Source organism: Occallatibacter sp. (assembly GCF_049582745.1).
In the GTDB taxonomy this organism is placed as follows: Bacteria; Acidobacteriota; Terriglobia; order Terriglobales; family Acidobacteriaceae; genus Telmatobacter.
Map to the genome: position 1 here is coordinate 1 of NZ_JBAUUO010000127.1, position 25,719 is coordinate 25,719.

24 protein-coding genes are annotated in these 25,719 nt (G+C 58.2%); 19 read left to right on the forward strand and 5 right to left on the reverse strand.

Annotated elements, in window-relative coordinates; genetic code table 11:
• The first annotated feature begins 612 nt into the window (after positions 1-612).
• From WCA10_RS17800 to WCA10_RS17830, 7 genes are all read left to right on the forward strand, one after another.
• Positions 613-1,023 carry a DUF6326 family protein gene (locus WCA10_RS17800; RefSeq protein WP_472823859.1) on the forward strand — a complete coding sequence of 137 codons (411 nt, stop codon included), beginning with the start codon at positions 613-615 and terminating at the stop codon, positions 1,021-1,023.
• 430 nt (positions 1,024-1,453) lie between these two features.
• A complete protein-coding gene (locus tag WCA10_RS17805) occupies positions 1,454-2,209 on the forward strand; it encodes a vWA domain-containing protein (protein WP_472823860.1) in 756 nt (251 codons plus the stop codon).
• An 821-nt stretch (positions 2,210-3,030) separates the two neighbouring features.
• Entirely contained in the window at positions 3,031-4,461 is a 1,431-nt protein-coding gene (locus WCA10_RS17810) for an APC family permease (protein WP_472823861.1), read from the forward strand.
• A gap of 87 nt (positions 4,462-4,548) precedes the next feature.
• Positions 4,549-6,282 (forward strand): acyl-CoA carboxylase subunit beta, encoded by a 1,734-nt coding sequence (locus WCA10_RS17815; RefSeq protein WP_472823862.1) that lies wholly within the window; start codon positions 4,549-4,551, stop codon positions 6,280-6,282.
• Positions 6,283-6,382: 100 nt separating this feature from the next.
• Entirely contained in the window at positions 6,383-7,573 is a 1,191-nt protein-coding gene (locus tag WCA10_RS17820; RefSeq protein ID WP_472823863.1) for an acyl-CoA dehydrogenase, read from the forward strand.
• A 51-nt stretch (positions 7,574-7,624) separates the two neighbouring features.
• Positions 7,625-8,497 carry a beta/alpha barrel domain-containing protein gene (locus WCA10_RS17825; protein ID WP_472823864.1) on the forward strand — a complete coding sequence of 291 codons (873 nt, stop codon included), beginning with the start codon at positions 7,625-7,627 and terminating at the stop codon, positions 8,495-8,497.
• Between the two features lie 27 nt (positions 8,498-8,524).
• Positions 8,525-9,304 (forward strand): enoyl-CoA hydratase/isomerase family protein, encoded by a 780-nt coding sequence (locus WCA10_RS17830; RefSeq protein WP_472823865.1) that lies wholly within the window; start codon positions 8,525-8,527, stop codon positions 9,302-9,304.
• Positions 9,305-9,320: 16 nt separating this feature from the next.
• On the opposite strand, the gene WCA10_RS17835 is transcribed toward WCA10_RS17830, so the two are convergent.
• Positions 9,321-9,953, reverse strand: coding sequence for a CoA transferase subunit B (locus WCA10_RS17835; protein WP_472823866.1), 633 nt, complete (start codon positions 9,951-9,953; stop codon positions 9,321-9,323).
• 4 nt (positions 9,954-9,957) lie between these two features.
• A complete protein-coding gene (locus tag WCA10_RS17840; RefSeq protein ID WP_472823867.1) occupies positions 9,958-10,656 on the reverse strand; it encodes a CoA transferase subunit A in 699 nt (232 codons plus the stop codon).
• A 271-nt stretch (positions 10,657-10,927) separates the two neighbouring features.
• Here WCA10_RS17840 and WCA10_RS17845 point away from each other — a divergent pair, with 271 nt between their 5' ends.
• From WCA10_RS17845 to WCA10_RS17870, 6 genes are all read left to right on the forward strand, one after another.
• Positions 10,928-12,205, forward strand: coding sequence for a zinc dependent phospholipase C family protein (locus tag WCA10_RS17845; protein WP_472823868.1), 1,278 nt, complete (start codon positions 10,928-10,930; stop codon positions 12,203-12,205).
• Between the two features lie 27 nt (positions 12,206-12,232).
• Positions 12,233-14,239 carry a ribosomal protection-like ABC-F family protein gene (abc-f, locus tag WCA10_RS17850; RefSeq protein ID WP_472823869.1) on the forward strand — a complete coding sequence of 669 codons (2,007 nt, stop codon included), beginning with the start codon at positions 12,233-12,235 and terminating at the stop codon, positions 14,237-14,239.
• Positions 14,240-14,367: 128 nt separating this feature from the next.
• Positions 14,368-16,275: a beta-L-arabinofuranosidase domain-containing protein gene (locus WCA10_RS17855; RefSeq protein WP_472823870.1), complete on the forward strand. Its 1,908-nt coding sequence runs from the start codon at positions 14,368-14,370 to the stop codon at positions 16,273-16,275.
• Between the two features lie 50 nt (positions 16,276-16,325).
• Positions 16,326-16,484, forward strand: a complete 159-nt coding sequence (locus WCA10_RS17860; protein ID WP_472823871.1) for a hypothetical protein — start codon at positions 16,326-16,328, stop codon at positions 16,482-16,484.
• Positions 16,472-18,187 carry a hypothetical protein gene (locus WCA10_RS17865; protein WP_472823872.1) on the forward strand — a complete coding sequence of 572 codons (1,716 nt, stop codon included), beginning with the start codon at positions 16,472-16,474 and terminating at the stop codon, positions 18,185-18,187. Before WCA10_RS17860 ends, WCA10_RS17865 begins: the two co-directional genes overlap by 13 nt.
• A 174-nt stretch (positions 18,188-18,361) precedes the next feature.
• Complete coding sequence (locus tag WCA10_RS17870) at positions 18,362-18,523, forward strand: CHC2 zinc finger domain-containing protein (RefSeq protein ID WP_472823873.1); 162 nt, start codon at positions 18,362-18,364, stop codon at positions 18,521-18,523.
• 13 nt (positions 18,524-18,536) lie between these two features.
• On the opposite strand, the gene WCA10_RS17875 is transcribed toward WCA10_RS17870, so the two are convergent.
• From WCA10_RS17875 to WCA10_RS17885, 3 genes are read right to left on the reverse strand one after another with little or no spacing between them, the layout of a single operon-like run.
• The gene (locus WCA10_RS17875) at positions 18,537-18,896 is read right to left on the reverse strand and encodes an STAS domain-containing protein (protein WP_472823874.1); all 360 of its coding nucleotides are present in this window, start codon (positions 18,894-18,896) and stop codon (positions 18,537-18,539) included.
• Positions 18,897-18,922: 26 nt separating this feature from the next.
• Entirely contained in the window at positions 18,923-19,369 is a 447-nt protein-coding gene (locus WCA10_RS17880) for an ATP-binding protein (protein WP_472801448.1), read from the reverse strand.
• Positions 19,366-20,544: a PP2C family protein-serine/threonine phosphatase gene (locus WCA10_RS17885; RefSeq protein WP_472823875.1), complete on the reverse strand. Its 1,179-nt coding sequence runs from the start codon at positions 20,542-20,544 to the stop codon at positions 19,366-19,368. Before WCA10_RS17885 ends, WCA10_RS17880 begins: the two co-directional genes overlap by 4 nt.
• 242 nt (positions 20,545-20,786) lie before the next feature.
• Here WCA10_RS17885 and WCA10_RS17890 point away from each other — a divergent pair, with 242 nt between their 5' ends.
• From WCA10_RS17890 to WCA10_RS17915, 6 genes are all read left to right on the forward strand, one after another.
• Positions 20,787-21,098, forward strand: coding sequence for an RcnB family protein (locus WCA10_RS17890; RefSeq protein ID WP_472823876.1), 312 nt, complete (start codon positions 20,787-20,789; stop codon positions 21,096-21,098).
• Between the two features lie 165 nt (positions 21,099-21,263).
• Positions 21,264-23,090 (forward strand): PP2C family protein-serine/threonine phosphatase, encoded by a 1,827-nt coding sequence (locus WCA10_RS17895; protein ID WP_472823877.1) that lies wholly within the window; start codon positions 21,264-21,266, stop codon positions 23,088-23,090.
• Entirely contained in the window at positions 23,087-23,398 is a 312-nt protein-coding gene (locus WCA10_RS17900; RefSeq protein WP_472823878.1) for a SpoIIE family protein phosphatase, read from the forward strand. The genes WCA10_RS17895 and WCA10_RS17900 overlap by 4 nt, the downstream gene beginning before the upstream one ends.
• 313 nt (positions 23,399-23,711) lie before the next feature.
• Positions 23,712-24,296: a hypothetical protein gene (locus WCA10_RS17905; protein WP_472823879.1), complete on the forward strand. Its 585-nt coding sequence runs from the start codon at positions 23,712-23,714 to the stop codon at positions 24,294-24,296.
• A gap of 134 nt (positions 24,297-24,430) precedes the next feature.
• Positions 24,431-24,784 carry an STAS domain-containing protein gene (locus WCA10_RS17910; RefSeq protein ID WP_472823880.1) on the forward strand — a complete coding sequence of 118 codons (354 nt, stop codon included), beginning with the start codon at positions 24,431-24,433 and terminating at the stop codon, positions 24,782-24,784.
• A gap of 62 nt (positions 24,785-24,846) precedes the next feature.
• Positions 24,847-25,629 (forward strand): glycosyltransferase family 2 protein, encoded by a 783-nt coding sequence (locus WCA10_RS17915; protein WP_472823881.1) that lies wholly within the window; start codon positions 24,847-24,849, stop codon positions 25,627-25,629.
• Positions 25,630-25,719: the final 90 nt, after the last annotated feature.

Here is a 25,719-nt window from a genome sequence, read left to right on the forward strand (position 1 = left end):
GCTCGCGTATAACGCAGCCGCCGTATTGCCTTCCTCCTACTCACCAGGGAGTCGGCATCCTGATCCGCGGTTTTTCGAAGCTCAATCACCCGGCCCACCGATGCCTCGATCTACGCTTCGCCACACACCTCACGATGTGCCACGCAAGACTAGAGGTCAGGATGGATTCGCTATTTCCTTTCCTGCAGGGACTTGCACCCCTGCAACACGTCGGTTTATCCCGGCGCACGGTGTGTAACCGCCGATCCTGACATTACCAATTCTGGTGCAAAATGAGTTGGGAAAGTGTAGACCACAATGCGCTCGGAACTCGAACTAAACTGTTGTTCATGGCTGAAATGACGCCCTTCACATACGGCGGGTTCTACGATGTGCCCCGATGTATTTCACTTCGCTACCGGGGAAGGCGGTTTCTACTCCAGAGCGCCTTTGATGACGACCTTGATGAGTATCCAACGGACTATTCCGTTTATCTGGTCCTGAGACGGCTGACGATTCACGACCGCTGTGTTCAACGATGGAAGGAGCAGGCCAGCGTAGCGGACAGACTGTGACCCTGGCGTGGCATGCGCCCATGATTCGAACGCTCGCTAAATTCAAAAAGGAGAGACGATGAGTGCAGACAGACAGACTACCGGAATGGATATCAAAGTAAAACTGTCGACACTGTGGATATTTGTGCTGTTTAACATGATTTATGCGGACATCATTTCTTTGATGGACCCTGCGTCACCAATCCGTGAAGTAATGAAGGGCGCTCCCCTGCCTCCCGGAGGTTTGTTGGCAGGCGCATTATTAATGGAGACGCCGATTGCTCTGGTCCTTCTGTCCCGGGTATTGAAGCGTAAGGCAAATCGCTGGGCAAACATCATCGTAGGCGTAATAAATATGGTGGCCGTCATAGCAGGGGGACAGCCGCGTCCATACTACATAGTCTTCGCAACCATCGAAATTATGTGTATGTCATTTATTGTCTGGTATGCATGGAAGTGGCCTAACCCTGATGTTCGGGACCAAATGTAGTGCGGAGTGCCCATTCGTTAGCTGGCAATGAAACGACAACCAGCACTATTGACGAGTCGCAGCGGAAAGCTGCAATAGGGTGAGGACGGACCACAATTCTCCAATCGCGGTCGAATAACCGCCAACTCGTCCCCAACCCAGCCGTCTCGCCGGTACTGGGGGCGAAGAGACGGCATTGGGACGAGTTGGCCAAGACTCGACCGCTGAACAATTCCTGCGTCCTGATTGGATGAGCCACGAGCTTGAACTTCACCCTCGTTGTGTATAGGGTGCTGAGGATGAGGGTATAAGGACTATGGAACTGCGGTACGGCTGGCGCTTGTTGGCGATTGCGTGTGGCGTATTCTGTTTCGGCACTCTCGGCAGCTTGGGGCAGGAATGCCGGGTGACCACGACAGTGCGCGTGCGGAGCGATCCCTGGAGGTCTGCGGTGAGTCTAACGCCAGAACAGTTGACCGCGAAGATTGGCACTAGCCCTGCGAGGGTCATTTCGGTCACACATGCGCCGAAGCCAGTGACAATCGTACTGATTGACTTTAGCAGCAGCATGAAAGCAGAGTGGCAGCAGTCCCTAGAAGCTGCGAAGCAACTAACAGGAGGTGCCGGCGATAGGGTCGGTGTGGTTGTGTTTAACTACCAGGTCTTCGATCTCGCCAGTGGTCGAGAACCCACAGACAAATTGCTTGAGCGATTGGCTACTCTTAAACCCCGCATGGACGGAACTGCGCTTTACGATACGCTGATCGAGGTAGCGAATGCGGCGAAAAATCCGAACACCGTGTTGATTTTTCTCAGCGACGGCAAGGATAACGAAAGCCACCACTCGCCTGAACAAACGATAGATCTGTTTCTGAAGAATCGGTGGCCTCCGGTTTTTGGTCTCGTACTCGATTATTCGGATGACGAGAAACGGCGGGGATACTTCAAAAAGGTTGTGACCGAAACCGGAGGAATCCTTGCGCATCCGTCGTCAGCGTCCGGAGTTGCGGAAGCTGCAAGTCAGTTGTGGTCCGCCATAAACGCGCCCTTCACGGTTGTACTGCAAGCATCGCAGCCCGTGCTGAAGCCTCAGAAGCTAAAGATTGAGATGATAGGGCCGAATGGGAAGCCGGGGCATCGGACGGAAATTGTTCACGTTTCTGAGATTTCCGGTTGTGATGCGCCAGCACCTGCTGTGACAAACTGAAGCCAGTTAGCCGCCGCAAGATCGCATGTGACAACTCGGGGTCTTGTCATCGGAGGTTCCCTCGTCGGGGGTTGCGGTCAAGTCACCGCCCACTCGGACCTTTGCTGAACCTTCGCCACTTCGGAGTCTCAACCTCCAAACTGCCGGAGCCCCCCTCGGCCGATCGGTGACGACCTTGAATAGCCGCCCCCGAAGATCCCACCCAACCCGATGTCAATATCCCCCCGCGCCAAATCCGCCCCATGTCTCTCATTCCGTTGCAAAAATAAATCTTCTGAACTTTGCAGGTTATTTCTCCCACTTCCCTACACTTGTCTGTGTGGACAAAAAGGGCCGCCAGCATGAGGACTCGAGCCGGCGGGCGAGAATCCACACCCGGACAGTCTCTCGTGATCCGATCCGTCCGCCCTGGTGAGTCAGCGTACCACAATCCGATATAAGCACGCCCAAAAACAGTGCAAATCCGGCTAAGCCGCAATTCAGGAGGACTTTAGATATTAAGCTATTTGTTTACCATAGCTTACAAGCCCCCCTCGCCAGTCAACTCAAATCAAATCAGGACTTTGACTAAAACGGCTTTTTCTGAAGACGCACAGACATGCAACCTTTCGGTTGCACATCATGGCCGGCTGTCCCATGCGGCCCGCACACCCCAAGCCGCGCCGCGCACCTTAAGGATTGACCGGACCAATCTCTTTCTACGGCTTGGGTGGAAATTCACGACTCGGGAACCCCGCCAGGCCAGTTTGTGCCTGCCACCAGCGGCAACTATGATGTTCGCTTATGCAAGATGACCATCGCCGCAGCGCCGCGAAGGGGCTATGACCTTTCCTGCGCCTCCGCCGCAAGATACCAAGTCCCAGCTCCGCAAGACCATGGGCTTCTGGGATGTGCTGCTGTTTAACATCGCCACGGTGCTCGGGCCGCGATGGATTGCAGCCGCCGGGCACAACGGAACATCGTCGATCAGCTTGTGGGTGATTGCCGCGGTCTTCTTCTTTGTCCCCGGTGCGCTCGTCATCAATGAGCTTTCGTCGCGCTTTCCAGAGGAGGGCGGCCTCTACGCCTGGTCCAAGGAAGCCTTCGGCGACTTCCACGGCTTCGTCGCGGGCTGGACGTACTGGATCTACACCGTCTTCTATTTTCCTGGACTGTTGCTTGCCAGTGCGTCGATGGCTGCGTACATCCTGGGTGGGCGCGGCGCTCAGTTGGCGCAGGACCGCACGTTCCTGCTGAGCGTCTCGCTGGGATTACTTCTGGTTGCGGTGGTTCTGAATATCATTGGCCTGAATATCGGCAAGTGGCTGCAAAATGCTGGAGGCGTCGGCACCTACCTGCCGCTCTTGATCCTTGCGGTTGTGGCGCTGATCGTCGTTTTCAAACACGGGTCGGCGACGCACTTTACATTGCAGAACATGATGCCGGCGTGGAACTGGGACACGGTGAATTTCTGGTCGCAGATTGCGTTTGCGTTCACGGGGCTTGAGTTGGTTTCAGCGATGAGTGAAGAGGTGCGTGATCCGCGGCGGACGCTGCCGCGCGCGGTTTTTGGCGCTGGGGCGCTGATTGCGCTCATGTACATCGGCGGCACTTTTGCGATTCTTGCGCTATTGCCCGCGGCAAGCATTGACCCGCAGAGCGGAGTGTTCAGTGCGATCACAGTTGGATCTGTGGCCTTGAAAATCGGCTTGCTCGGTGTGCTGGCGGCAATGCTGGTGACGGTAGGCAATGCGGGCGGCGTGGGCAGTACGGTTGCGGGCATTGCGCGGGTGCCGTTCGTGGTGGGGATCGATCGCTACCTGCCGGCGGCATTCGGCAAGATTCATCCGAAGTGGAAGACGCCCTATATTTCGATATTGGTCCAGGCGGTCCTTTCCGGCACGATCCTGGTTCTAAGTCAGATCAGGCAGAAGAGCGTTATTGTTGGTTACCAACTTGTTGTCAGCGCCGCGATCATTCTCTATTTCATTCCATTTCTCTACATGTTTGCTGCTGTGATCCGGCTTGCGACGCGGAAGGATCGCAAGGAGAATCCGCACGCCGTCCTGGTGCCCGGTGGCGTTGCAGGCGTGTGGATTTGCGGCGCCCTTGGATTTCTTGTCGTCCTGATTGGAATCATCTTGTCCTTTGTGCCGCCCGGAGGGTCGAGCGCAGTCAGCTTCGAGTTGCAACTGGTGGGTGGCACGTCCGTCTCTATCCTCATCGGTCTGCTTCTCTATTGGAGGGGAGCCCGTTCAAAAAGGGCAGCGTGATTCGGGTGAAGTTCAACGTGCCGCGTGACGTTGTGGACGCCGGTACCATCCAAGGTGCTATAGTCTGCGAGTTTGTGTGAGTGAGGAATGGCCGAAAGCTCGAAGCTTCAGAATGTGATCGATTCCGGCTTTGATCCGCAATCGCCGCGCGCGAAGGCGAACCGGACCGCGCTGCTCGAATTACTTGCTACGATTCGATCGCAGGAAGAGACCATTCGTCTTGGCGGCGGAGCGAAGGCGGCAGCCGCCCAGCACGCGAAGAATCGCCTGACGGTAAGGGAACGTCTGAAGCTGCTGCTGGATGAAGGCAGCGAATTCCTCGAACTGGGGCTGTGGGCGGCGTTCGAAATGTATGCGGAGTACGGCGGCGCGCCGGGGGCAGGCGTTGTCACGGGACTGGGCCGCGTATGCGGTCGGCTCTGCATGATCATTGCGAACGATGCGACGGTGAAAGCCGGCGCTTTTTTCCCGATGACGGCGAAGAAAGTGTTGCGCGCGCAAAATATTGCGCTCGAAAATCGGATTCCTACGCTCTACCTCGTCGACTCCGCCGGTGTCTTTCTGCCCTTGCAGGAGGATGTTTTCCCGGATACGGACGATTTTGGCCGGGTGTTTCGCAACAACGCGGTGATGAGTGCGCTGGGCATTCCGCAGATCACAGCAATTATGGGCATGTGCGTTGCCGGCGGCGCTTATCTACCGGTAATGACGGATACGGTGCTGATGACCGAGGGCTCAGGACTCTTTCTCGCGGGCCCCTCGCTGGTACAGGCGGCCATCGGACAGAAGACCGATCCTGAAGAACTGGGTGGCGCCGCTATGCACGCGGAGATTTCAGGCACGGTCGATTTCAAGGAGCCGGATGATCACCATTGCCTCGCACGGATGCGGTCGCTGGTGGACAAGCTGGGCAGCAGGAAGCCGGCGGAGGGAGCGGAACAGCGATTCAGCCGCACGGCCTGCGATGCGAAGCATGACGCGCCGAAGTATTCGATCGAGGATTTCTATGGGCTGCTGAATCCTGCACCCGGCACGAGCAATATTTATGACATGCGCGACGTGATCGCGCGCATCTCCGACCGCAGCGAATTTGACGAATACAAAGCGGAATTTGGACGGACGGTTCTGTGCGGATATGCGCGGATTGGCGGTTACGCCGTAGGCATTGTCGCGAATCAGAAGACCAACCAGAATCAAACCGTCGCAATGGGTCCGCAGGCAGGCGCGAAGCGGATTGAAGTGGGCGGCGTGATCTACACCGAGGGCGCGCAGAAGGCTGCGCGCTTCATCATGGATTGCAATCAGAACCTGGTGCCGCTAGTGTTTCTGCATGACGTGAACGGGTTCATGGTCGGCAAGGATGCGGAGTGGTCGGGCATTATCCGGGCTGGCGCGAAGATGGTTTCAGCGGTCAGCACCAGCGTGGTTCCGAAGATTACGGTGATCATCGGCGGCAGCTTTGGCGCGGGCCACTATGCCATGTGCGGCAAGGCCTACGATCCGCGATTCCTGTTTGCTTGGCCCACGGCTCGCTATGCAGTGATGAGTGGTGCGTCGGCAGCGGGTACGCTGGCTGAGGTTCGCGCCAGGCAGGTGGAGCGCGGCGGCAAGGTACTCTCGGAAGCAGAGAGAGCGGCGCTCTATGAAGAAATCAAGTCAACCTACGATGCGCAAGCCGACCCGCGTTATGGGGCGGCACGGCTCTGGATCGACGCGATTATCGATCCTGCAAAGACGAGAGGCGTGCTGATCACCGCCCTTGAGGCATGCGCGATGAATCCCGATATACCAAAGTTCAACCCAGGAGTGCTGCAGACCTGAGGAGCATCCCGGGCCAGAATCTGACATTCATAAACCGGCATCTTAACCAGTCAGCAGCGTAGGCTGGCGTCAACCCCCGGACGTAAAGGAGCCAAACAGCATGAGCGTCGCGCGCGAAACAAATGAAAGCCTGTATCCCTTCGTATTGACCGAGGAGCAGGAGGCACTTCGCCGCGAGATTCGCGAATTTGCAGCGCGCGAAATCGCTCCCAACGTGATGAAGTGGGACGAGGCCAGCGAATTTCCGCTCGACGTGGTGAAGAAGCTCGGCCAGATGGGTTTGCTGGGCATTATTTTCCCGCCGGAGTATGGCGGCGCGGGGCTCGCCTATGTCGATTATGTTCTCGCGATCGAGGAACTGGCGTCCGTGGATGGATCGATTGGGATTATCGTCGCCGCACACAATTCGCTGGGCACAAACCACATTTTCCTCGCGGGAAATGATGCACAGAAGAAAAAGTATGTCCCAAAGTTGGCGAGCGGCGAGTGGCTCGCTGCGTGGGGATTGACCGAGCCGGGTGCGGGATCGGACGCGAGCAATTCGCGCACGACGGCTGTGAAGAAGGGCGATCGCTACATCCTCAACGGGAACAAGACCTTCATCACGAACGGCCATTATGCCGATGTGGCCGTGGTGATTGCTTCGACCGATAAGAGCAAAGGCACGCATGGTCTCTCGGCATTTGTTGTGGAGAAGGGGACGAAGGGATTTCGTCCGGGCAAGAAGGAGAACAAGCTGGGCCTGCGCGCCAGCGACACGAGCGAGCTGATTTTCGAGGACTGCGAGATTCCTGAGGAGAATTTGCTGGGGGCGGAAGGCGAGGGCTTTATCGATGCGATGCGGGTGCTGGATGGCGGCCGTATCTCGATTGCCGCACTGGCGCTCGGGATTGGTCGCGGTGCGTTGGATGCCGCCCTGAAATATGTGAAAGAACGCAGGCAATTCGGCAAGGCGATTGCGGAGTTCCAGGGAATCCAGTGGAAGCTGGCCGATATGGCGACGGAACTCGATGCGGCGCGACTGCTCACCCAGCGGGCTGCGATTCTGAAAGACGCCGGACGCAAGGTGACGCGTGAGTCGTCGATGGCCAAGCTATTTTCGAGCGAAGTGGCAGTGCGCATCTGCGACGATGCGGTGCAGTTGTTTGGAGGGTACGGCTTTATCAAGGACTATCCGGCCGAGAAGTATTATCGTGACGTGAAGCTGTGCACCATCGGCGAGGGCACGAGCGAGATTCAGCGCATGGTGATTGCGAGGGAAATTCTCAAGGTTTATCCGTCGCGCGGGTAGCTGGCGGAGAAGCAGCATTGGGTGCCGGCTGCTGCAAGGATTGCGAATTGAATGGGTAATGAGGTCAAAATTGTCGAGTGCCCGCGGGATGCGTGGCAGGGCCTGCCGGGAGTGATTCCGGCGGAGGCGAAGGCGGATTACCTTCGCAAGCTGATCGATACGGGATTCAAGCACATCGATGCGGTGAGTTTCGTGTCGCCGCTGGCAGTGCCACAGATGGCAGATTCGGAGCAGGTCTTGTTGGGGCTTTCATTGCCGGCTGATGTAGAAATTATCGGCATCGTGGTCAATGAGAAGGGCGCGCAGCGAGCGGTCGGCGCTGAAGGTGTGAAGACTCTGGGGTTTCCGTATTCGATCTCACCGGAGTTCCTCCGCCGCAACCAGCATCAGACGCTGGAGCAATCGATCGATACGCTGCAGTCAATCTATACGCTGGCGGGAGACGAAGGCAGGAATGTGGTCGCGTACGTGTCGATGGCCTTCGGGAACCCGTATGGCGACGCATGGGACATCGACGAAGTTTTGCAGGCCTGCGATCTGATTGCCGAATGTGGAGTGACGCAGGTTTCGCTGGCGGACACGGTTGGTGTCGCCAGCGCCGCTCAGATCGAGGAGGTACTTTTGGCCGCGATCGGTGAGTATGGGAGCCTAGAGATTGGAGTGCATCTGCATGCCCGGCCTCTGGATGCCGCGGAACGGATCAGGGCTGCATTCAAGGCGGGTTGCCGGCGGTTTGACGCTGCAATCGGCGGGCTGGGTGGATGTCCTTTTGCGCAGGATGTGCTGGTCGGTAATATTCCGACGGAGATCCTGATTGCCGAGTTGCGCCAGTGCGGCGCGCAATTGCCGGCGTTCAAATCTCTCAACGGTTTGATCGATGCAAGCAATCAGATTTCGAGCCGGTTTGGATCGCTTGTTCAATAGGGCTCCCATTCGCTGGAGGGCGGGATTTTGAACTACAAGACAATCCTGATCACGAACGAACCTTCGATTCGGACGATTACCCTGAATCGTCCTGAGCGCCGCAACGCGATGACGCACGAGATGCAGACGGAGTTGATCAGCGCGATGGAAGAGGCCGTCGCGAGTGGGTGCCGCGTACTGATCTTCACCGGCGCGGGGGAAGCGTTCTGTTCCGGGCTGGACCTTTCAGAGCTTCAGGCGATGCGGGACAAGAGCGCGGCAGAGTATCGCATCGATGCGGAACGGATCGCACGGCTGTTTGTCACGCTTAGCGAGTTGCCCATTCCGACGATCTCGGCAGTGCATGGACCGGCAATCGCCGGCGGCACAGGCCTCGCGACGATCTGCGATTTCACATTGGCGACGCCTGATGCGAAATTCGGCTTTACTGAGGCGCGCATCGGTTTTGTTCCGGCTCTCGTATCGGCGTTTCTTGCGCTGCAGGTGGGAGACAGGCAATGCCGGGATTTGCTGCTGACCGCCAGAATCTTTGGAGCAGAAGAGGCTCAGCGACTGGGACTCGTCAATGAAGTTGTTGCGCACGGGGATCTGATGACGCGCGTTCAGGCGTTGGCTGCATCCTTGATTGCCAACAGTCCTGAATCCCAACGAGCAACCAAGCGGTTGCTGGCGAGTCAGAACCGCGCGTGGCTGGATGCAGCGATCATGGCGGCCCTCGAAGCCAATGCGGAATCACGGGAAACCGCGGATTTTCGCGAAGGCGTGTCGGCGTTTCTGGAGAAGAGAAAGCCTGTCTGGAAGCAGTGACGACGCATTCTCCGATTTAACTGAAATGCACTGGCGCCCCGCTCCGCTGCTCGACAATTTCACGGTTAACGCCATCGGCAAACTCGAAGACCTCGAAGCCGGAAGGCGTTACGTCGAGGACGCAGAGATCCGTGATCACGCGATGTACGACGGCGCTGCCGGTGAGAGGCAGCGTGCATGCGCGCAGCAGTTTGTGACCTCCGTCCGGGGTGGTGTGTTCCATCAGGACGATGACGCGGCGGACACCGGAGACGAGGTCCATCGCACCGCCCATGCCCTTGACGCGCTTGCCGGGAATCATCCAGTTGGCAAGATCGCCATGCTCAGACACCTGCATGGCGCCAAGAATCGCGAGGTCGATGTGACCGCCGCGAATCATTGCGAAGGAATCGGCGCTCGAAAACGTTGCCGCCCCCGGAACAAATGTCACCGTCTCTTTTCCGGCGTTGATCAAGTCGGGATCGATCTCGGATTCGCGCGGATATGGGCCCATGCCGAGCAGGCCGTTCTCCGATTGCAGAGTTACGGTAATGTTTTTGGGGATGAAATTGGCGACGAGCGTCGGAATGCCGATGCCGAGGTTGACGTAGTAGCCGTCCTGCAGCTCCTTCGCCGCTCGTGCAGCCATCTGGTTGCGTGTCCATGGCATCGCCTCAGCCCTCCCTCGTGGTTTTTTTCTCGACCCGCTTGATGGGATGAGGAATATGAACCAGGCGATGAACGAAGATTCCCGGCGTGTGAATCTCGTCGGGATCGAGTTCGCCGGGCTGGACGATTTCTTCCACTTCGGCGATCGTGATTTTGCCGCAGGTGGCCGCATTGGGATTGAAGTTCCGCGCGGTGCGTCGATACATGAGGTTGCCGTGCAGGTCGGCCTTCCAGGCTTTTACAAGGGACAGATCTGCAACGAAACCGCGTTCGAGGATGTAGGTCTTGCCGTCGAAGTCCTTGTGCTCCTTGCCTTCGGCAATGATGGTGCCAATGCCGGTGCGGGTGTAGAAGCCGGGAATGCCTGCACCGCCGGCGCGCATACGTTCGGCGAGGGTTCCCTGGGGACAGAACTCGACTTCAATTTCGCTCGACAGAAACTGCCGCTCGAATTCGGCATTTTCGCCCACATAGCTGGAGAGCATCTTTTTGATCTGGCGGGTGGCGAGAAGAAGGCCGAGCCCGGCGCCATCGACTCCGGCGTTGTTGCTGGCGATAGTGAGATTGCGGACGCCGGTATCGCGCAGAGCAAGAATGAGTTCTTCGGGAATGCCGCAAAGGCCGAACCCGCCAATGGCCATGAGCATACCGTCGTGGACCACGCCTTCGAGGGCGGCTTTCGGGTTGGGGAAGAGCTTGTTCACGGAGGCGTTGTGGATCGGAGGGAATCTCGGCTCCCGTCGCTTGTTTTACATGAGTGGCCTCACTCCCGCCAAGAGGAAGAGAGTTATTGTCCGAGGCCGAGGCCGCAGTCAGGACAACGCCGATCTGTCGGCGGGCATCCAATTGAGAAGACTCCCGCTTAGAATTCAGCGCCCGAAGTCTCGGCTATGGAAAGTTTGATCTATGTTCAACCTATTCAATTCTCGCGTCCTTTCCGGAAGAAGCAAGTTTCGTTCGACAATTGGCGGCTTTGTGATCGTGTTTCTGCTGCTGAGCGGCAGCAGACCATCACACGCCTATTCCGTGCTGACACATGAAGAGATTATCGATCTGTTGTGGAACGACCATCTGCGGCCGATGATCCTGGCGCGCTATCCGGGGCTGACCGACGACCAGATGCGCGAGGCCCATGCCTACGCTTATGGCGGAGCGGTGATCCAGGACATGGGCTACTATCCGTTCGGGAACAAGGAGTTCAGCGACCTGGTGCACTATGTGCGCAGTGGCGACTTTGTGATGGAGCTCATTAAGGAGAGCCAGACCGCGGATGAGTACGCTTTTGCGCTCGGCGCTTTGTCTCACTACGCTTCAGACATCTCGGGCCATCCTGCGGTGAACCAGGCTGTCGCGATCGCGTATCCCAAGCTTCGCGCGAAATTTGGTCCCATTGTTCTTTACGCACAAGACACGACCGCTCACATTCGCACGGAGTTCGGCTTTGACATGGCGCAGGTGGCGAAGGAGCGGTACGCACCGCAGCAGTACCACGACTTCATCGGTTTCGAGGTATCGAAAGAATTGCTCGAGCGGGTGTTCCCCGTGGTATATGGAGTGCAGTTGAAGGATGTGCTGCCGCATGAAGACCTATCCATCGGATCGTTTCGGTATTCAGTGAGCACGTTGATTCCGCACATGACCCAGGTGGCGCTTCGCACGCACAAGAAAGAGATCATGCGCGAAATACCGAACTTCCAGAAGCAGAATTTCCTCTACCGGCTTTCGCGAGCGGACTACGAGAAGCAATGGGGCAAGAACTACCATCGCGCCGGATTCGGCGAGCGCTTGCTGGCGGTTCTCTTGAAGATTTTGCCGAAAATCGGCCCGCTAAAGGCACTCGACTTCAATATTCCGACGGCGAAAACAGAGAGCATGTATTTCGCGAGCATCAACCTGACGGCTGAGAACTACGGTTCTCTTCTGGACGAAGTGCGCGCCCGGAGGGCGAAACTGCCGGACGACGATCTGGACAGCGGGAAGCCGACGGCCGCCGGAGAGTACACGCTCGCCGACGACACCTATGCGAAACTTTTGTCGCAACTGGCCGACAAGAAGTTCGATGCGACGACGCCTGCGCTCCAGACGAACATTCTCGGTTTCTATGCAAATGCGTCGGCGCCGAACGAGACGAAGAAGGATCCGGGGAAATGGCAGAAGGTGCAGGCCAATCTTGAGGCGTTGAAGAGCTTCACTCCAGGCCCCACACAACCGGCCGCATCCGCGGCGCCGGCGCCGACGGGCGACCTGCAGTAGCGATCCTTCTGCGAAAATGAGAGAGGAATGCTCTCTCTTCAAAATGCCGGCAAGCGGTTTGGCCCTCGCACGCTGTTTCTCGAGGCGAACTGGCTGATTCGCAGCAAGGAAAAGACTGCGCTCGTGGGCGCGAACGGGACCGGCAAATCCACGTTGATGAAGGTGCTGGCGGGGCTTGAATCGCTCGATTACGGGACGATGCAGCTTACGCGCGGCATGAGCATCGGATACCTGCCGCAGGAAGGGCTGCGGCTGAGCGGGCGCAAGGTGTTTGACGAGTGCCTGAGCGTCTTTGATGAGCTGCGGGCGATGGAAGGCGAGATCGAGCGGACAGCGGCGCAGTTGTCGGAGCTGGACCATGCGAGCGCTGAGTACGAGGCCGCTGCCGAGCGCTACTCGATGGTGCAGGAACGGTTTCATGCGCTGGACGGATATGCGCTGGATGCGCAGGTGGGAACGGTTCTGACCGGTCTGGGATTCGGCAAAGAGGACTGGACGCGGCAGGTGGACGAGTTCTCGGGCGGGTGGCAGATGCGCATCGCGCTGGCCAAGCTGCTGCTGGCGAAACCCAACCTGCTGCTGCTGGATGAGCCGACGAATCATCTGGATCTCGAGACGCGCAACTGGCTCGAGGACTATCTGCATAGTTATCCTTTCGGGTACATCCTCATCTCCCACGACCGCTACTTTCTCGACGTGACGATCGATCGCACCGTCGAGATCTGGAACAAGCGGCTCACCATCTTCCAGGGCAACTACACGAAGTACCTTTCGCAGAAGGATGAGCGGCGTGCGCAGTTGACGGCTGCGTACAAGAATCAGCGCGATCAGATCGAACATCTCGAAGCGTTCATCAACCGGTTCCGCGCGCAGGCCACGAAGGCGAAGCAAGTGCAGTCGAGGATCAAGGAACTGGAAAAGATCGAGCGCATCGAGATTCTGGAAGAAGAGCCGGCGATTCATTTCAGGTTTCCGCAGCCCCCGCCATCGGGGCGCACGGTGGTGGAGGCCGAAGGACTGGCGAAGAGCTACGGGGCGAAGCTGGTGTTCAGCAATGCACGATTCACGATTGAGCGCGGCGATCGCGTGGCGCTGGTGGGCGTAAACGGCGCTGGCAAATCGACGCTCATCAAGCTGCTAAGTGAAGCGGAGACGCCGACGGCCGGTACGGTCAAGATGGGCCACAACGTGGTCAGCGAGTACTTTGCGCAGGATCAGTACAAGGTGCTTGACCCCGAGGCGCGGATGCTGGACGACATCAGCCGCGCCGCGCTGAAGGTGCCTGAATCGGAGTTGCGGTCGCTGCTGGGATGTTTCCTGTTTTCGGGCGATGACGTGTTCAAGCCGCTGGGCGTGCTTTCGGGTGGAGAGCGGAACCGGTTTGCGCTGGCGCGGATCCTGGTGTCGCCTTCGAATTTTCTGTTGCTGGATGAGCCGACGAATCACCTGGATATGCGGGCCAAGGACGTGCTGCTGGATGCGATTGCCGCGTTTTCAGGCACGGTGGTTTTTGTTTCGCACGACCGGTACTTCATCGATCGGCTGGCGACGAGGGTGATCGAGGTGGAGAACGGCGTGATCACCAGCTACCCGGGGAATTACGAGGACTATCTGCGGAAGAAGGAAGAGCTTGCCGTTCAGGCAGCTAGTCCTGAGTTCGTTGTTCTGAGTGAGAGCAGTTCCCAGGCCTCAAAGGCGAGACCCGGGGCACCCACCTCCTCGAATGATGGACATGTGGCGCCCAGCCCTCTGGCAGCCGGTGCGACGATCGTGATTGAGGGCGGGCCGGAAAACATTCGCTCGCGGCGCCTGAATCCGATCAAGCAGAAGCAGATGGAGGAGCGGTGCGGGTTTCTGGAAGAGGAGATTCCGCGGGTTGAGGCTTCGATCGCGCATACTGAGGAGCAGTTGGGCGTGTACGTTTCGGCGGCGGAGACGCAGCGGCTGACGGAACTGGCGGCGGGGTTGCGCGAGGAATTGAAGCGACTCACTGCCGAATGGGAAGAGCTGATGGTGCACCTCGAAGGAGCTTAAACCGGAAAGTGGTTGGCGGCTTCCCGGGTGGTTTGCCGGAGTAGGTTTCTTTACAGTCACGATGGCCAAGAATTAGCCTGCGTTGGGTGGCAAACGTTTACCAAATCAGCAGGCAACAGGAGATCTACATGACAACTCATTCGCGTCGCGAGTTTCTGAAAATGAGCGCGGCGGGCGCGGCTTTGCGCTTCGCGCCGCCGTTGGCTTACACGAGTTCGTTGCTGGCGGGCGCGGACCAGCACGGCGACGAGCGGATTGTTCCCTTCCCGCTGAGCGCGGTGCGGCTGGGGCCGGGGATCTTCGCGGAACAGGCGGAGACGAACGCGCGCTATCTCGATTCGCTCACAACCGATCGGCTGCTGCACTCGTTCCGGTTGACGGCAGGGATCACTTCGAGCGCAAAGCCATACGGAGGCTGGGAGAGCCCGACGGTTGAATTGCGCGGGCACTTCAATGGAGGGCATTATCTGTCGGCGGTGGCGCTGGCTTCGGCGACGGCGGGCAACTCGGTTTTGAAAGCGCGCGGCGATGAGGTGGTGGGTGGACTGGCGCAGTGCCAGACGAAGAATGGGAATGGCTATGTGAGCGCGTTTCCAACTGGGCTGTTCGAACACCTGCAAGAGGGAAAGCCGGTGTGGGCGCCCTTCTACACGTACCACAAGATCATGGCCGGACTGCTGGACATGTATGTGCTGACGGGCAACACGGATGCGCTGAAAGTGGCCGAGGGGATGGCGCACTGGGTGGACCGCTATTTCGAAGGCATCGGCGACGAGCAGCGGCAACGGATGCTGCGGACGGAATACGGCGGGATGAACGAGGCGCTGGTGAACCTGGCGGCGCTGACAAAGAAGCAGGAGTATCTCGATACTGCGAAATTGTTTGAGCAGCCGAGCATTCTCGACCCGCTGGCGGGGCGGCGAGATGAACTGACGGGGCTGCATGCGAACACGAACGTGCCGAAGATGATTGGCGCGGCGCGGATGTACGAGGTGACAGGGGACCGGCGCCATCGGCGGATCGCGGAGTACTTCCTCGAGGAGGTGCTGACGGCGCGGAGCTACGCGATTGGGAACACCAGTCTCGATGAGCACTGGACCACTCCCGCAGGAGAATTGAAAGGATCGCTTGGATGGACGAATGCGGAATGTTGCGTGGCCTACAACCTGATGAAGTTGGAGCGCCTGGTGTTTGGCTGGACAGGCGATGTGCGCTGGATGGATGCGTATGAGCGGGCAATGTTCAACTGCAGGCTGGGAACGCAGAATGCGCAGGGATTGAAGCAGTATTTCTTTCCGCTGGCGGCGGGATACTGGCGCGCGTATCACTCGGCGGAGGATTCGTTCTGGTGCTGCACGGGAACGGGCGTGGAGGAGTTTGCGAAATTTACTGACACGATCTATTTCCATCGGGGCGGCGATGTGTATGTGAACCAGTTCATCGCGTCGACGCTGGACTGGAAAGATGAGGGGTTGAAGATCGAGCAGGCAACGACGTTTCCGCGTCAGCAGGGGACGACATTGAAGTTCGCGACGGCGCACCCGAAGATGCGGACGGTGCATGTACGGATTCCTGCGTGGACGACGGATGCGGCAGAGGTGAAAGTGAACGGGCGGCCGCTGGAAGCGGTAGCGGATCCAGGCTCGTATCTCGCTATACGGCGAGTGTGGAAGGATGGCGACACGATCAGCCTGAGTTTGCCGATGGCGTTGCGGACGGAGCTGCTGGCCGGAGATGACTCAGTAGCGGCGTCGCTGTATGGGCCGCTGGTGCTGGCGGCGGACCTGGGAGCGGGACCGACGGATGGACCGGGCAAGATCATTCCCGATGGATCGACGGTGCCGAAGGGGCTGGCGAAGCCGGATGCCCTGCCGAAAGCGGCTGGGGCGGATTGGGTGAGGACGGAGTCGGCGGAGGAGTTGCGATTTAAAGCGGCGGAAGAGAGCGGGAATCTGGATGTGTTGCCGATGTACGCGGTGCGGGATCAAAGGTATGCGGTGTACTGGCAGATGGCGACGGGAACAGCTAAGTCCTGATAGAACTTTGCGCGTATCGGCCCGATACAAATGTTATGGGAGGACTGGTGGTGGGCACTGGATCGCTCGATGAGTTGAGGGCTGGCGTGACGAGCGCGTTGCCAAGTATCGAGCAGACACACTGGCTTACGTTGGAGGAGATCTTTCTGGCAATTTTGGAAACAGATGGTCAACCGGAGCCGACGCAGGAACTTTCATGGATGGCCTAACCGGAGTTGACTTGAACCGGGCAGCCGGAGGAATGCTCGGCCGCGAAGCCCGGACGAAATACGCGGCCATGGCTCAAATGCGTTGGCGGATGTTTATAAATGGTCTCCGCTCTATTCACGGCCTGCTCGATCTGGGCGCCACTGGGATTGCGTGGCTACTTTATTCCATTTATGGGCTGGGTTTGGGAACTTGCCTTTGGGCCGCCGCTTACTCGATAGCATCGCGCGCAACATGGCAGTATTTGCCAATCCTGTTTTGGGCAATCAGCTTTCTCTGGTTGATGTTTCCGATGGTTGTGGTCTCGTTTCAGCAGCAGGCCGATCTAGGAATTCTGCTGCGCTTTCCTGTGCGTTTCGGATCGTACTTCCTTCTCGACTTGATCTCCGGCTTGATGGAAGCCTCCACGATTGTAGGTCTGCTCTGCTGTTTGGGCGTCTGGCTTGGAATCGTCATGGCGCGGCCGGATTTGTATTTGTGGACGATGCTCGGACTGTCGGTGCTCGCGGCCTTCAACATTCTGTTGGTGCGCGCTGTCTTTGCCTGGATTGACCGCTGGCTGGCGCAGCGAAAGACCCGCGAGATTCTGGGCGCAGTGTTCATGATTCTTTTTGTGAGCCTGCTGGTGATCAATTCAGTGCGTAGCCAGAAGCACTTTGAGGGCTCGAAAAGTGACAAAGGAGAGGCAGCGCTTTTGCGCGAGGCCCTGGACCGACATGCGCCGTTGCTGAAGACCGCAAACCTGGTGCAGCAATGGCTGCCGCCTGGGCCGGGTGCACGGACGCTGCAGCAGGTCATCGATCAAAAACCTGTGGCCGGGATCGCTTCACTGAGTATGCTCGGGCTTTGGGCGGTTCTCGCGGGAGGTGCGTTAGCAGACCGCCTCAAGGCGCAGTATCGGGGACAAAACTTGAGTTGGGCTCCGCGCCCGGAGAAAGCTATCGGACGGGGGAGCGGGTGGACCTTGGGCGGCTCTGGCGCCTTTGCCGCAATTGTGGAGAAGGAATTGCGGAGTCTGCTGCGTTCGGCGCCATCACTCTGGGCGGCGAGTGTACCGTTGCTGTTCGTGCTTGTGGTTGCGGGTGCATTTCATCACAGCCCCTCCAGTGACATGAAGTCGTTTCCGTATGCGTTTCCTTTGTGCGTGGCTTACGCACTGCTTGGATTTACGGGTTTGTTTTACAACAATCTGGGCGCTGAAAGGGCCGGGATTCAGTTGTTGTTCCTTTCTCCTACACCGATCAGAACAGTTTTGTTGGCCAAGAATCTGCTTCACTCGATCTTGTTCGTCCTCATAGGGTTCGCTGCGGGCGTCGTGAGCTGTCTTCGGTTGGGAGTTCCGCCGTTCGTGGTGCTGGCGGCTACCGGCTCTTGGCTTGTTTTTGCGCTTCCGTGCAATTTGGCCGTGGGGAACATCTTTTCACTCGCAAAGCCATACCGCATTCATCCCGGCCGAATCACGCGGCCGGCGGGAGCGCAGGCGAACACGTTGCCGGCCGCGTTCATCCAATTGGGAGTGCTTGGAGTCGGGTTGTTGGTGTTTTCGGTCTGCTGGTCTTTGAAGAGCTGGTGGCTGCCTGTGCCCATATTTCTAGCGTTGGCCGTGGGCGCATCATTTGCCTGGATGCGTGTCTTGCACTACTCGGATGACAACGCCAACCAACGCAGGGATTTTCTGATCGCGACGCTGATGAAGACCGAGTAGATATTCCCGCCGACTGATGTTTTGAATCGCGGGGCGCCAGGCGTGCGTCGACGGGATGGCAAATTCCGATGGATGGCTGGAAAGCGCCAGGACTCGATTATAGGAACGAATTGAGAAGTGAAGTGCGCAGGCTTGAGAATGCGACCGGGCAATCCTTAACTACAGATTTCATCCGTGTCGGATTTCGCCCAAAGCGTGAAACAGCAGGTCGACATCGTCAAGGTGATCGAGGGGTATATCCGTCTGCGAAAAGCGGGGGCGCAGAACTACGCGGGACTGTGCCCATTTCACAAGGAGAAGTCTCCGTCGTTCAGCCTGCAGGCAGTGCGGACGTGATGCGGCGCAGGGATTACAGCGCCGCGAGAGCATCGGCCTGGGAGGGGAAAAGGCCTGCGTACTTGGTGATGCCTACCATGGTGAAGACCTTGGTGAAGTGGGGCGAGAGGCCGAAGGCATAGACTCTCTGGCCGGAGTTCGCCGCTTCAATCAGCATCTGGATGACCAGGGCGATGCCGCTGGAGTTGATGTAGTCGACCTTGGTGAAGTCGAGCAGCACGAGCTTGGCGGTCTCCTTGGGCAGCGACTGGTAGCTGCCGAGCACCGCATCCTTCGACGTGCTGGCAATGTCGCCCTCAAAACGGAGGGCTGTGACGTTGTGGCCTGCCGGGGAAGTCAACTGGTCTACGCGCGCTTTGGTTTCACTCTGCACGATCTCGTGTCTCCGTGTTCTTCGTGTTAATCCGCTACTGCATCCAGACGAATGACCAGCCTGACGTAACTGCTTTTGCCGTTGGAGCCCTTGACCCATTCGGCCTCGTCGACCAAAGCCTGGATTAAGAACATACCCATTCCTCGGGGATCTTCCTCACCATGAATTTTCTTGTCGATGTCGGGCTTCGCCGGAACCGTTTTCAAGCCCTTGCCATCATCGATCACTTTTACTTCAAGCGCGTTAATACCTGCTGAAAGGACTACGCCAACGGAAAGGTCGTCGTTCATTTTATTGCCATGTTCAATCGCATTGATGCAGGCCTCAGCCACGGCCGTCTTCAAATCCTCGACGCGGTCTTCGCGAAAACCCATCAGCTTGGCCACAGCGGCCGCGGTGCTCATCGCCACTTTCTCGTAGCCGAGCTGCGAAGGCAGCCGCACCTCCACGCTTGTGGACTTCAGCTTGCTCATGCCGGCATCTCCGTACCCTCAGCGCACCGGCACAGCGCCAATGCGGTCATGTCGTCACTTTGCGGGCCGCCGTCGGCAAAGTCGTCAATTGTTGCCCACAATGCATCGAGAATAACATCGGCCCGTTCGCCCGGGCACTTGGAAAATTCGTCCATAAGTCTTTCCGGGCCAAACTCTTCCTCGCCCCGAAATACCTCCGTGAGGCCGTCGGTGTAGAACAGCAGCCTCGTCCCCGGTGCAAACACGGCTTCTTCGCTGGAGTAGCGCATGCCGGGCAACAATCCGAGGGGCGTACCGGCCGCTTCGAATTGTCGAGACGTGCCGTCGGCTGAAACAAGGAAGCCGGGGTTGTGGCCGGCGTTGACGACTTCGATCTTGCCCAGCTCGGGATGGAGGCGCAGGAAGATGGCGGTGACATAGCGGCGGCGAGCCTCTTCGCCCTCGCGCCAGTGGTGCTCGTTCATGCGCGTGGCCAACTCGCCGAGGGGTGGCCCTGTGATGGCCATGGCGCGAAAAGCCGCGCGGAAGCTGGTGGACATCATGGCTGAGGCCAGGCCTTTTCCGGCAACGTCGGCGACGGCGATCAGGAGGCTGCCATCGGGCTGCTCAACGATATCGAGGTAGTCGCCGCCGACCTCGTAACAGGTGACAGAGCGGAAGGCCAGCGAGTAACCGGCAATGTCGGGCAGCTCTTGTGGCAGCAGGGAGCGCTGGATATTGCGCGCGGCATCGAGATCCTGCTGGACGCGGGCCCACTGCAGGTTGCGCTCGTGGTTGCGGGCGTTTTCAAGTGCGACTGCGGCCTGCAGGACCAGACCCTCGATGAAGTCAGCTTCGTAGATTGTAAGTTCGCGACCTTGCGGCGGAGCGACCACCAGTTCAGCCATGCGCTTGCCTTCGCGATCTTGCAGCAGATAGATGGGGAGCGCGCGGGCCTCGTCGGACTGCGAAGCGAGATCGGGCATTTCGCCGTAGCTGAGGCCGGTGCCGGGGAAGGCAGCGCCCGCCATTTCAAGCTCGCGGACGACGATGCGGAGGACGGCGCCGAGGACGGCTTCTTCGCGGATGGTGGAGTGAACCTGGCGCGAGGCCTCGAGCAGAGCCTGCAGGCGGGCTACCTGCTGCTGCAGATCGATGGTCTCGTCGTTGCCGGACAAATGAAGGCCTGCTGCCATAAACTCACCATACACTTGCGGGGAATCTCAATCTATCACGGAGAGAGGTGGGGGCGTCGATAGGTATCTTGCAACAGCTTTTGCGGGATGAATGACCTGTGTGGTCAGAAAGCGAGTTCGGCTGCGGCGCGGATGTCGCGCGCTTCGAGGATGTGTGCGGGATACCTTTGCGCAGTTTTCTGCTCGTACCGAAACAACGGGCTTCATTGAGCCTGAATCAAATGGAAGAGAGGAAACCTACCATGAATAGATTTTGCAACGCTTTAGCGCTCGGTGTGTTATCGGCAAGCCTGGTTGGCGGGTCGGCTTATGCGCAGGACCACCACGATCAGGACCACCACGACAAGGACAACCATCATTACGTAGAGCACAAGGAATGGAAAAAGGGCCAGCACATCCGGCACGAAGACTGGGACCGCGGCGAGCGCTTCGACTACCACCGGTACCACCTGAACGCACCGCCTCGCGGATATGAGTGGCGGATGATTGACGGCAACTATGTGATGGTGAACATTGGGAACTTCCAGATTCGCGCGGTGGTCGTTCCCCACTAGACCTTTGACTTCTTCGCAGCCAGGCTGTCGAAGTCGCGCACTCGGCGGCCGCTCTGCTTTACGTGCAAGTGTGTGACCCGGCTGGTGATTGATTAGAACCGCAAGCCCAGAGTGTGATGCAGTTTTTCCTGCCCAAGCCCGTTTTTACGGGATATGCTCTTTGCCATGCAACCCAAAGCATTGCTGCCCGCGCGGTCGGGGGCCGGCAGCCTGATTCCCTGCCCGATCCGGATCGCAAGCTGCGTTCTGGTGACTCTTTGTTTGATCCAAGGTGCCTCGCCGAAGGCAACCGCGGAGTCGAGTTCGGCGGCGGCGGCACCGTCGGCTCCTCTGAAGATTGAGGCGCTCGGCAAGGGAGCGGTGCCGCTCGATGGCGCATGGCAGTTTCACGCGGGCGACGACCTGAGTTGGGCCAAGCCGGAGACCGACGACGCGACAGGCCACGATGGATGGGAGCAACTGAAGGCAGATGCGCCTTGGGGCACGCAGTCGCATCCGAACTACGATGGGCCCGGCTGGTATCGCCGCCATATCGATCTGACGATTGCGCCGGGAGCTCCGCAGAATGTAGCCCTGCTGATTCCGGCGATTGACGACATTTATGAGCTTTACTGGAACGGGCAGCCGGTCGGACACCTTGGGTCATTTCCGCCACATCCCGATTATTTGAGTGCGATTCCCGCGCAAACTTATGGGCTGGGTGCGGTGCGCAGCGGGGTTCTTGCCGTGCGTGTGCTGAAGGTGCCGTTCGCCTCGAACGACGATGGCACGGCCGGCGGCTTTGAAGGCGCGCCGATTCTTGGCAGTCCCGACGCGATCGCCGCGATCAAGGATTCGCTGGATTACAAATGGCTGCGTAGCCAGCAATTTCGGTTTGCCCTTACCGGGCTATATGCCCTGGTTTGTATTTTGAGTTTTCTGGCCTGGATGCGCGACCGGCAGCAGCGGCTGCTCTTCTGGATAATGGTGTACACGTTCATGCCGACGCTGGAGTTGATGCTCAACGGCATGCGCCTGCAGTATTCAGCAATCTGGATCACATTTTTCGTCCAGGCCGCTATCCAGATACGCGAAGTGTCGCAATGGTACGTTCTGATTTACCTGCTGCAACTGAAAGCTGCTCCCAGACTCATGCGCTATGTAAAGATTTTTGCCATCGCATCGCTGATCGCGGGAACGGTCGATGGAGCGCTTGGGTTCTTGTACGGGGTTCTTGCGAAGTCGACGTTCCAGATCACCGATGCCGTACTGACGTTTTTCATTCTTCCGGGAGAGGCCATTCCCATTTTTCTGGTTGTCTATGCGGTGCTGCGCCGGCGGCGGCTGGATTCCGCCCGGTGGCTGGTGGCGAGCATCGCCCTGGCCAATGACGTGGTGTATGCCGTTTCGAATACTTCACAGCAGGGAATTCGATTTACGCACTGGCCGTTGGCAGGTTGGATCAACGGGATGCATCTGACGGTTTTCGGAACCATCCTTAACGTGCAAACCATATTGCGTACCGCGCTGTTCCTGGCGATTGTGTATGCGGTGCTGCGCTACGCGGTGGACTATCGCCATCGGCAGACGGCGATGGAGCGCGAGCTCCAGAATGCTCGTGAAGTGCAGCAGGTGCTGGTGCCGGAGGCGCTGCCGGCGATTCCAGGGTTCAACCTGACGAGCGCATACAAACCAGCGCTCGAAGTGGGTGGCGACTTCTTTCAGATACTTTCGGCGGGTGAAGGTGGAGCGCTGATCGTGATTGGCGATGTGAGCGGCAAGGGCATGCCGGCGGCCATGACGGTTTCGTTGCTGGTGGGGACGGTGCGTACCCTGGCGCATTACACGCAGAGCCCCGGCGAAATTCTTACAGCCATGAATCACCGCATGCTGATGCGCAGTGCGGGCGGATTCACAACTTGCCTGGTGGTGCGCGTGGATGGGGACGGCAAGCTCACGGCCGCCAATGCGGGACACCTGGCTCCCTACGGAACGGCCATGAATTGCAATTGAAGAATGGCTTGCCGCTAGGGTTGGAAGCGAAGACGACTTATGCGGAAACAACATTCTCGCTGGGGACCAACGAGCAACTTACCTTGCTGACGGATGGGGTTGTGGAGGCGCGCACCAGGACGGGAGAGCTTTTCGGGTTCCAGCGCACCGCGATGATCGCGAACGGGACGGCCGATGCGATTGCGCAGGCGGCGCGGGATTTCGGGCAGGAAGACGATATCACTGTGCTGACGTTGAGCCGTGCCGCAGTGGTGGCTGAATCTGCCGCGGAAATCGGTTCTCCTGTTTTGTCGCCTTCGCCCGCGTAAGGCTTCAGCTTTCCCTTCGCGGAGAGCCAAGGAGAACCCAGCGCGACGTATGCGAACGCCAAGAACAAAGTAGCTTGGAAATTCTTGTACAGACTAAGTTATGATTGAAGTAATCTATTACTTATTCTCGCAAAGTAACCCAACCTTGCTGCATAGTTATTGCAGATAGTAACTCTCTTCCGTAATTTTATCGTAATTAGCCCATTGGTGGAATTTCCAACCGCTTTAAATCCCGGTATTCATCTATACGGTGCTTGGAATTTCTCCCTCGCCAAAGCATCCAGGAGAACCGTCAGCGATAGGGGCGAACACCATGAAATTGCTGCGCGATGAAAACGGATATGTCCTGGTGATGCGGAGACCATCACTCCTTGTGACTGGAAAGACGGCTGAGGAAGAATCAAGTGCCATCCAGCCGGTACAAGCAGATCGCAAAGTTGAAGCTCCCGTATGTTCCGTACCTCACTGCTGTTTCTATTGTGCGTGGTGCGGACAGCCGATTCTACTGCCCAACGACCGAATCGGCTCTCCCTTCGGTCATCCGGATGCGCGCAAGATCGATGTCCGTTCGATTGCGGCTGTTTGCCACAACTGCAAACACATCGGTAACTACTCCATGTTTCGCGCGTGCCGCGGTTTCGATACGCGCCACAAGATCATGCACTCTCCCATCAAGGGCCAGACCGTCTTGCTGCATTGGCTGCAATGCATTGAGCGAACGTGTCCTGACCGGGTTCCCCTGTTTGCAACGCTCGATGGTGACACGCCGACGGGAGAAGCCGAGGCCGGCGAGTGGCTGTGGGCCGAACTGACGTGTGCTTCGGGACATCCCATTCGCAAGATTCAGGTGGATCCCGCGTTTCCGTTGCCGCTTCGATCGCCGGTCGGAAGCCGCTAACGGCGCTCGCGCCGCTCTGAATTGAGCATCTTCGGGCACAGCGCGTTCTTTTCGGTTTCGCGTCGATTCGAGGTTGTGAGAGAATCCAGCCATTCTCAGTTCCCCGCTTCTCCAATCATCCAGAAGGAAGACTCATGCCCGATTCTGCCGCTGCATCCCTGCTGACTCTCGAAGTTGAACGCGCTGGCGACGTAGCCACAGTTAAATGCCACGGCAAGCTGGTGCTGGGTGTATGCGATGTGCTGGTCAGCAAGGTGAAGGCCCTGATTCCCGACACCAAGCGCATCGTGCTGGACCTGACCGATCTGAAGCAGATGGACAGCATGGGGCTGGGCACGATTGTGCGGCTCTACGCCTCGGCCAAATCCGGCGGAAGCTGCCTGGTGCTGGTGAACCTCGGTCCGCGGATAAGGCAGCTGCTGGGGATTACAAATCTGCTCTCGGTGCTGACCGATATGTGCGAGCAGGGTGTGACAATCCGGTTCTAGTTCGCAGTTCGCTGGCTGCGCAAGATGAGAAAGCGCGGAGCGCTGATTTATCCTTCGGGGTGATGCCGACCCAGCGCAAGACACTTTCTGTCGCCATGATCGCCATGAATGAAGAGGTCAACCTGCCTCGTACGCTGGAGAGCGTGAAGTGGGCCGACGAGATCATCGTCGTGGACTCGGGGTCACGCGACAGGACGATTGAGATTGCGCGGTCGTTCGGGGCGAAGACCAGCTATCACGCGTTTGGCGGGCATGGTGAGCAGAAGAATGTCGCACTCGATTTGTGCACGAGCGACTGGATCCTGCTGCTGGATGCCGACGAGGTTCTTACGCCGGAGTTGCAGACGGAGATTCGCGATCTGCTCGCGGGCGATCCGCAGTTCGATGCCTATTGGATCAAGCGGCTAAATCTCTATTTCGGGAAGTGGATCCGGCATGGGGGATTTTATCCGGATCGCAAGCTGCGTCTCTTCAAGCGCGGCGCGGCGCGGCTGAGCGAGGGAGTGGGGCCGCACTCGACACCGCAATTCGCGGGGTCGCGCGGAAAGTTGCGCGGGGATATGCTGCACTACGCCTATCCCACGCTGGGGATCTATCTCGAGCATATGAACCGCTACAGCTCGGAGATCGCAGGACTGCTGCACAAGCGCGGCAAGGTCAGCAGGGCGTTGTTGCCGTTTTTGTGGAATGCGGTGCTGAATCCGACAGCAACGTTTATCTACAACTATTTCTTTCGGCTGGGATTTCTGGATGGGCGCGAGGGATTGATTCTGCACATCAGCCACTCGGTCTATATCCACTGGAAGTACATCAAGGCGTGGCGGCTGGGACAGGGGAAGGAATGAGCGAGTTCTGAGTTCGTAGTTCTTAGTTCACAGTTCTCCGCGCGCCTCGGATGCATCAACTGTGAACTCAGAACTCTCAACTGCGAACTG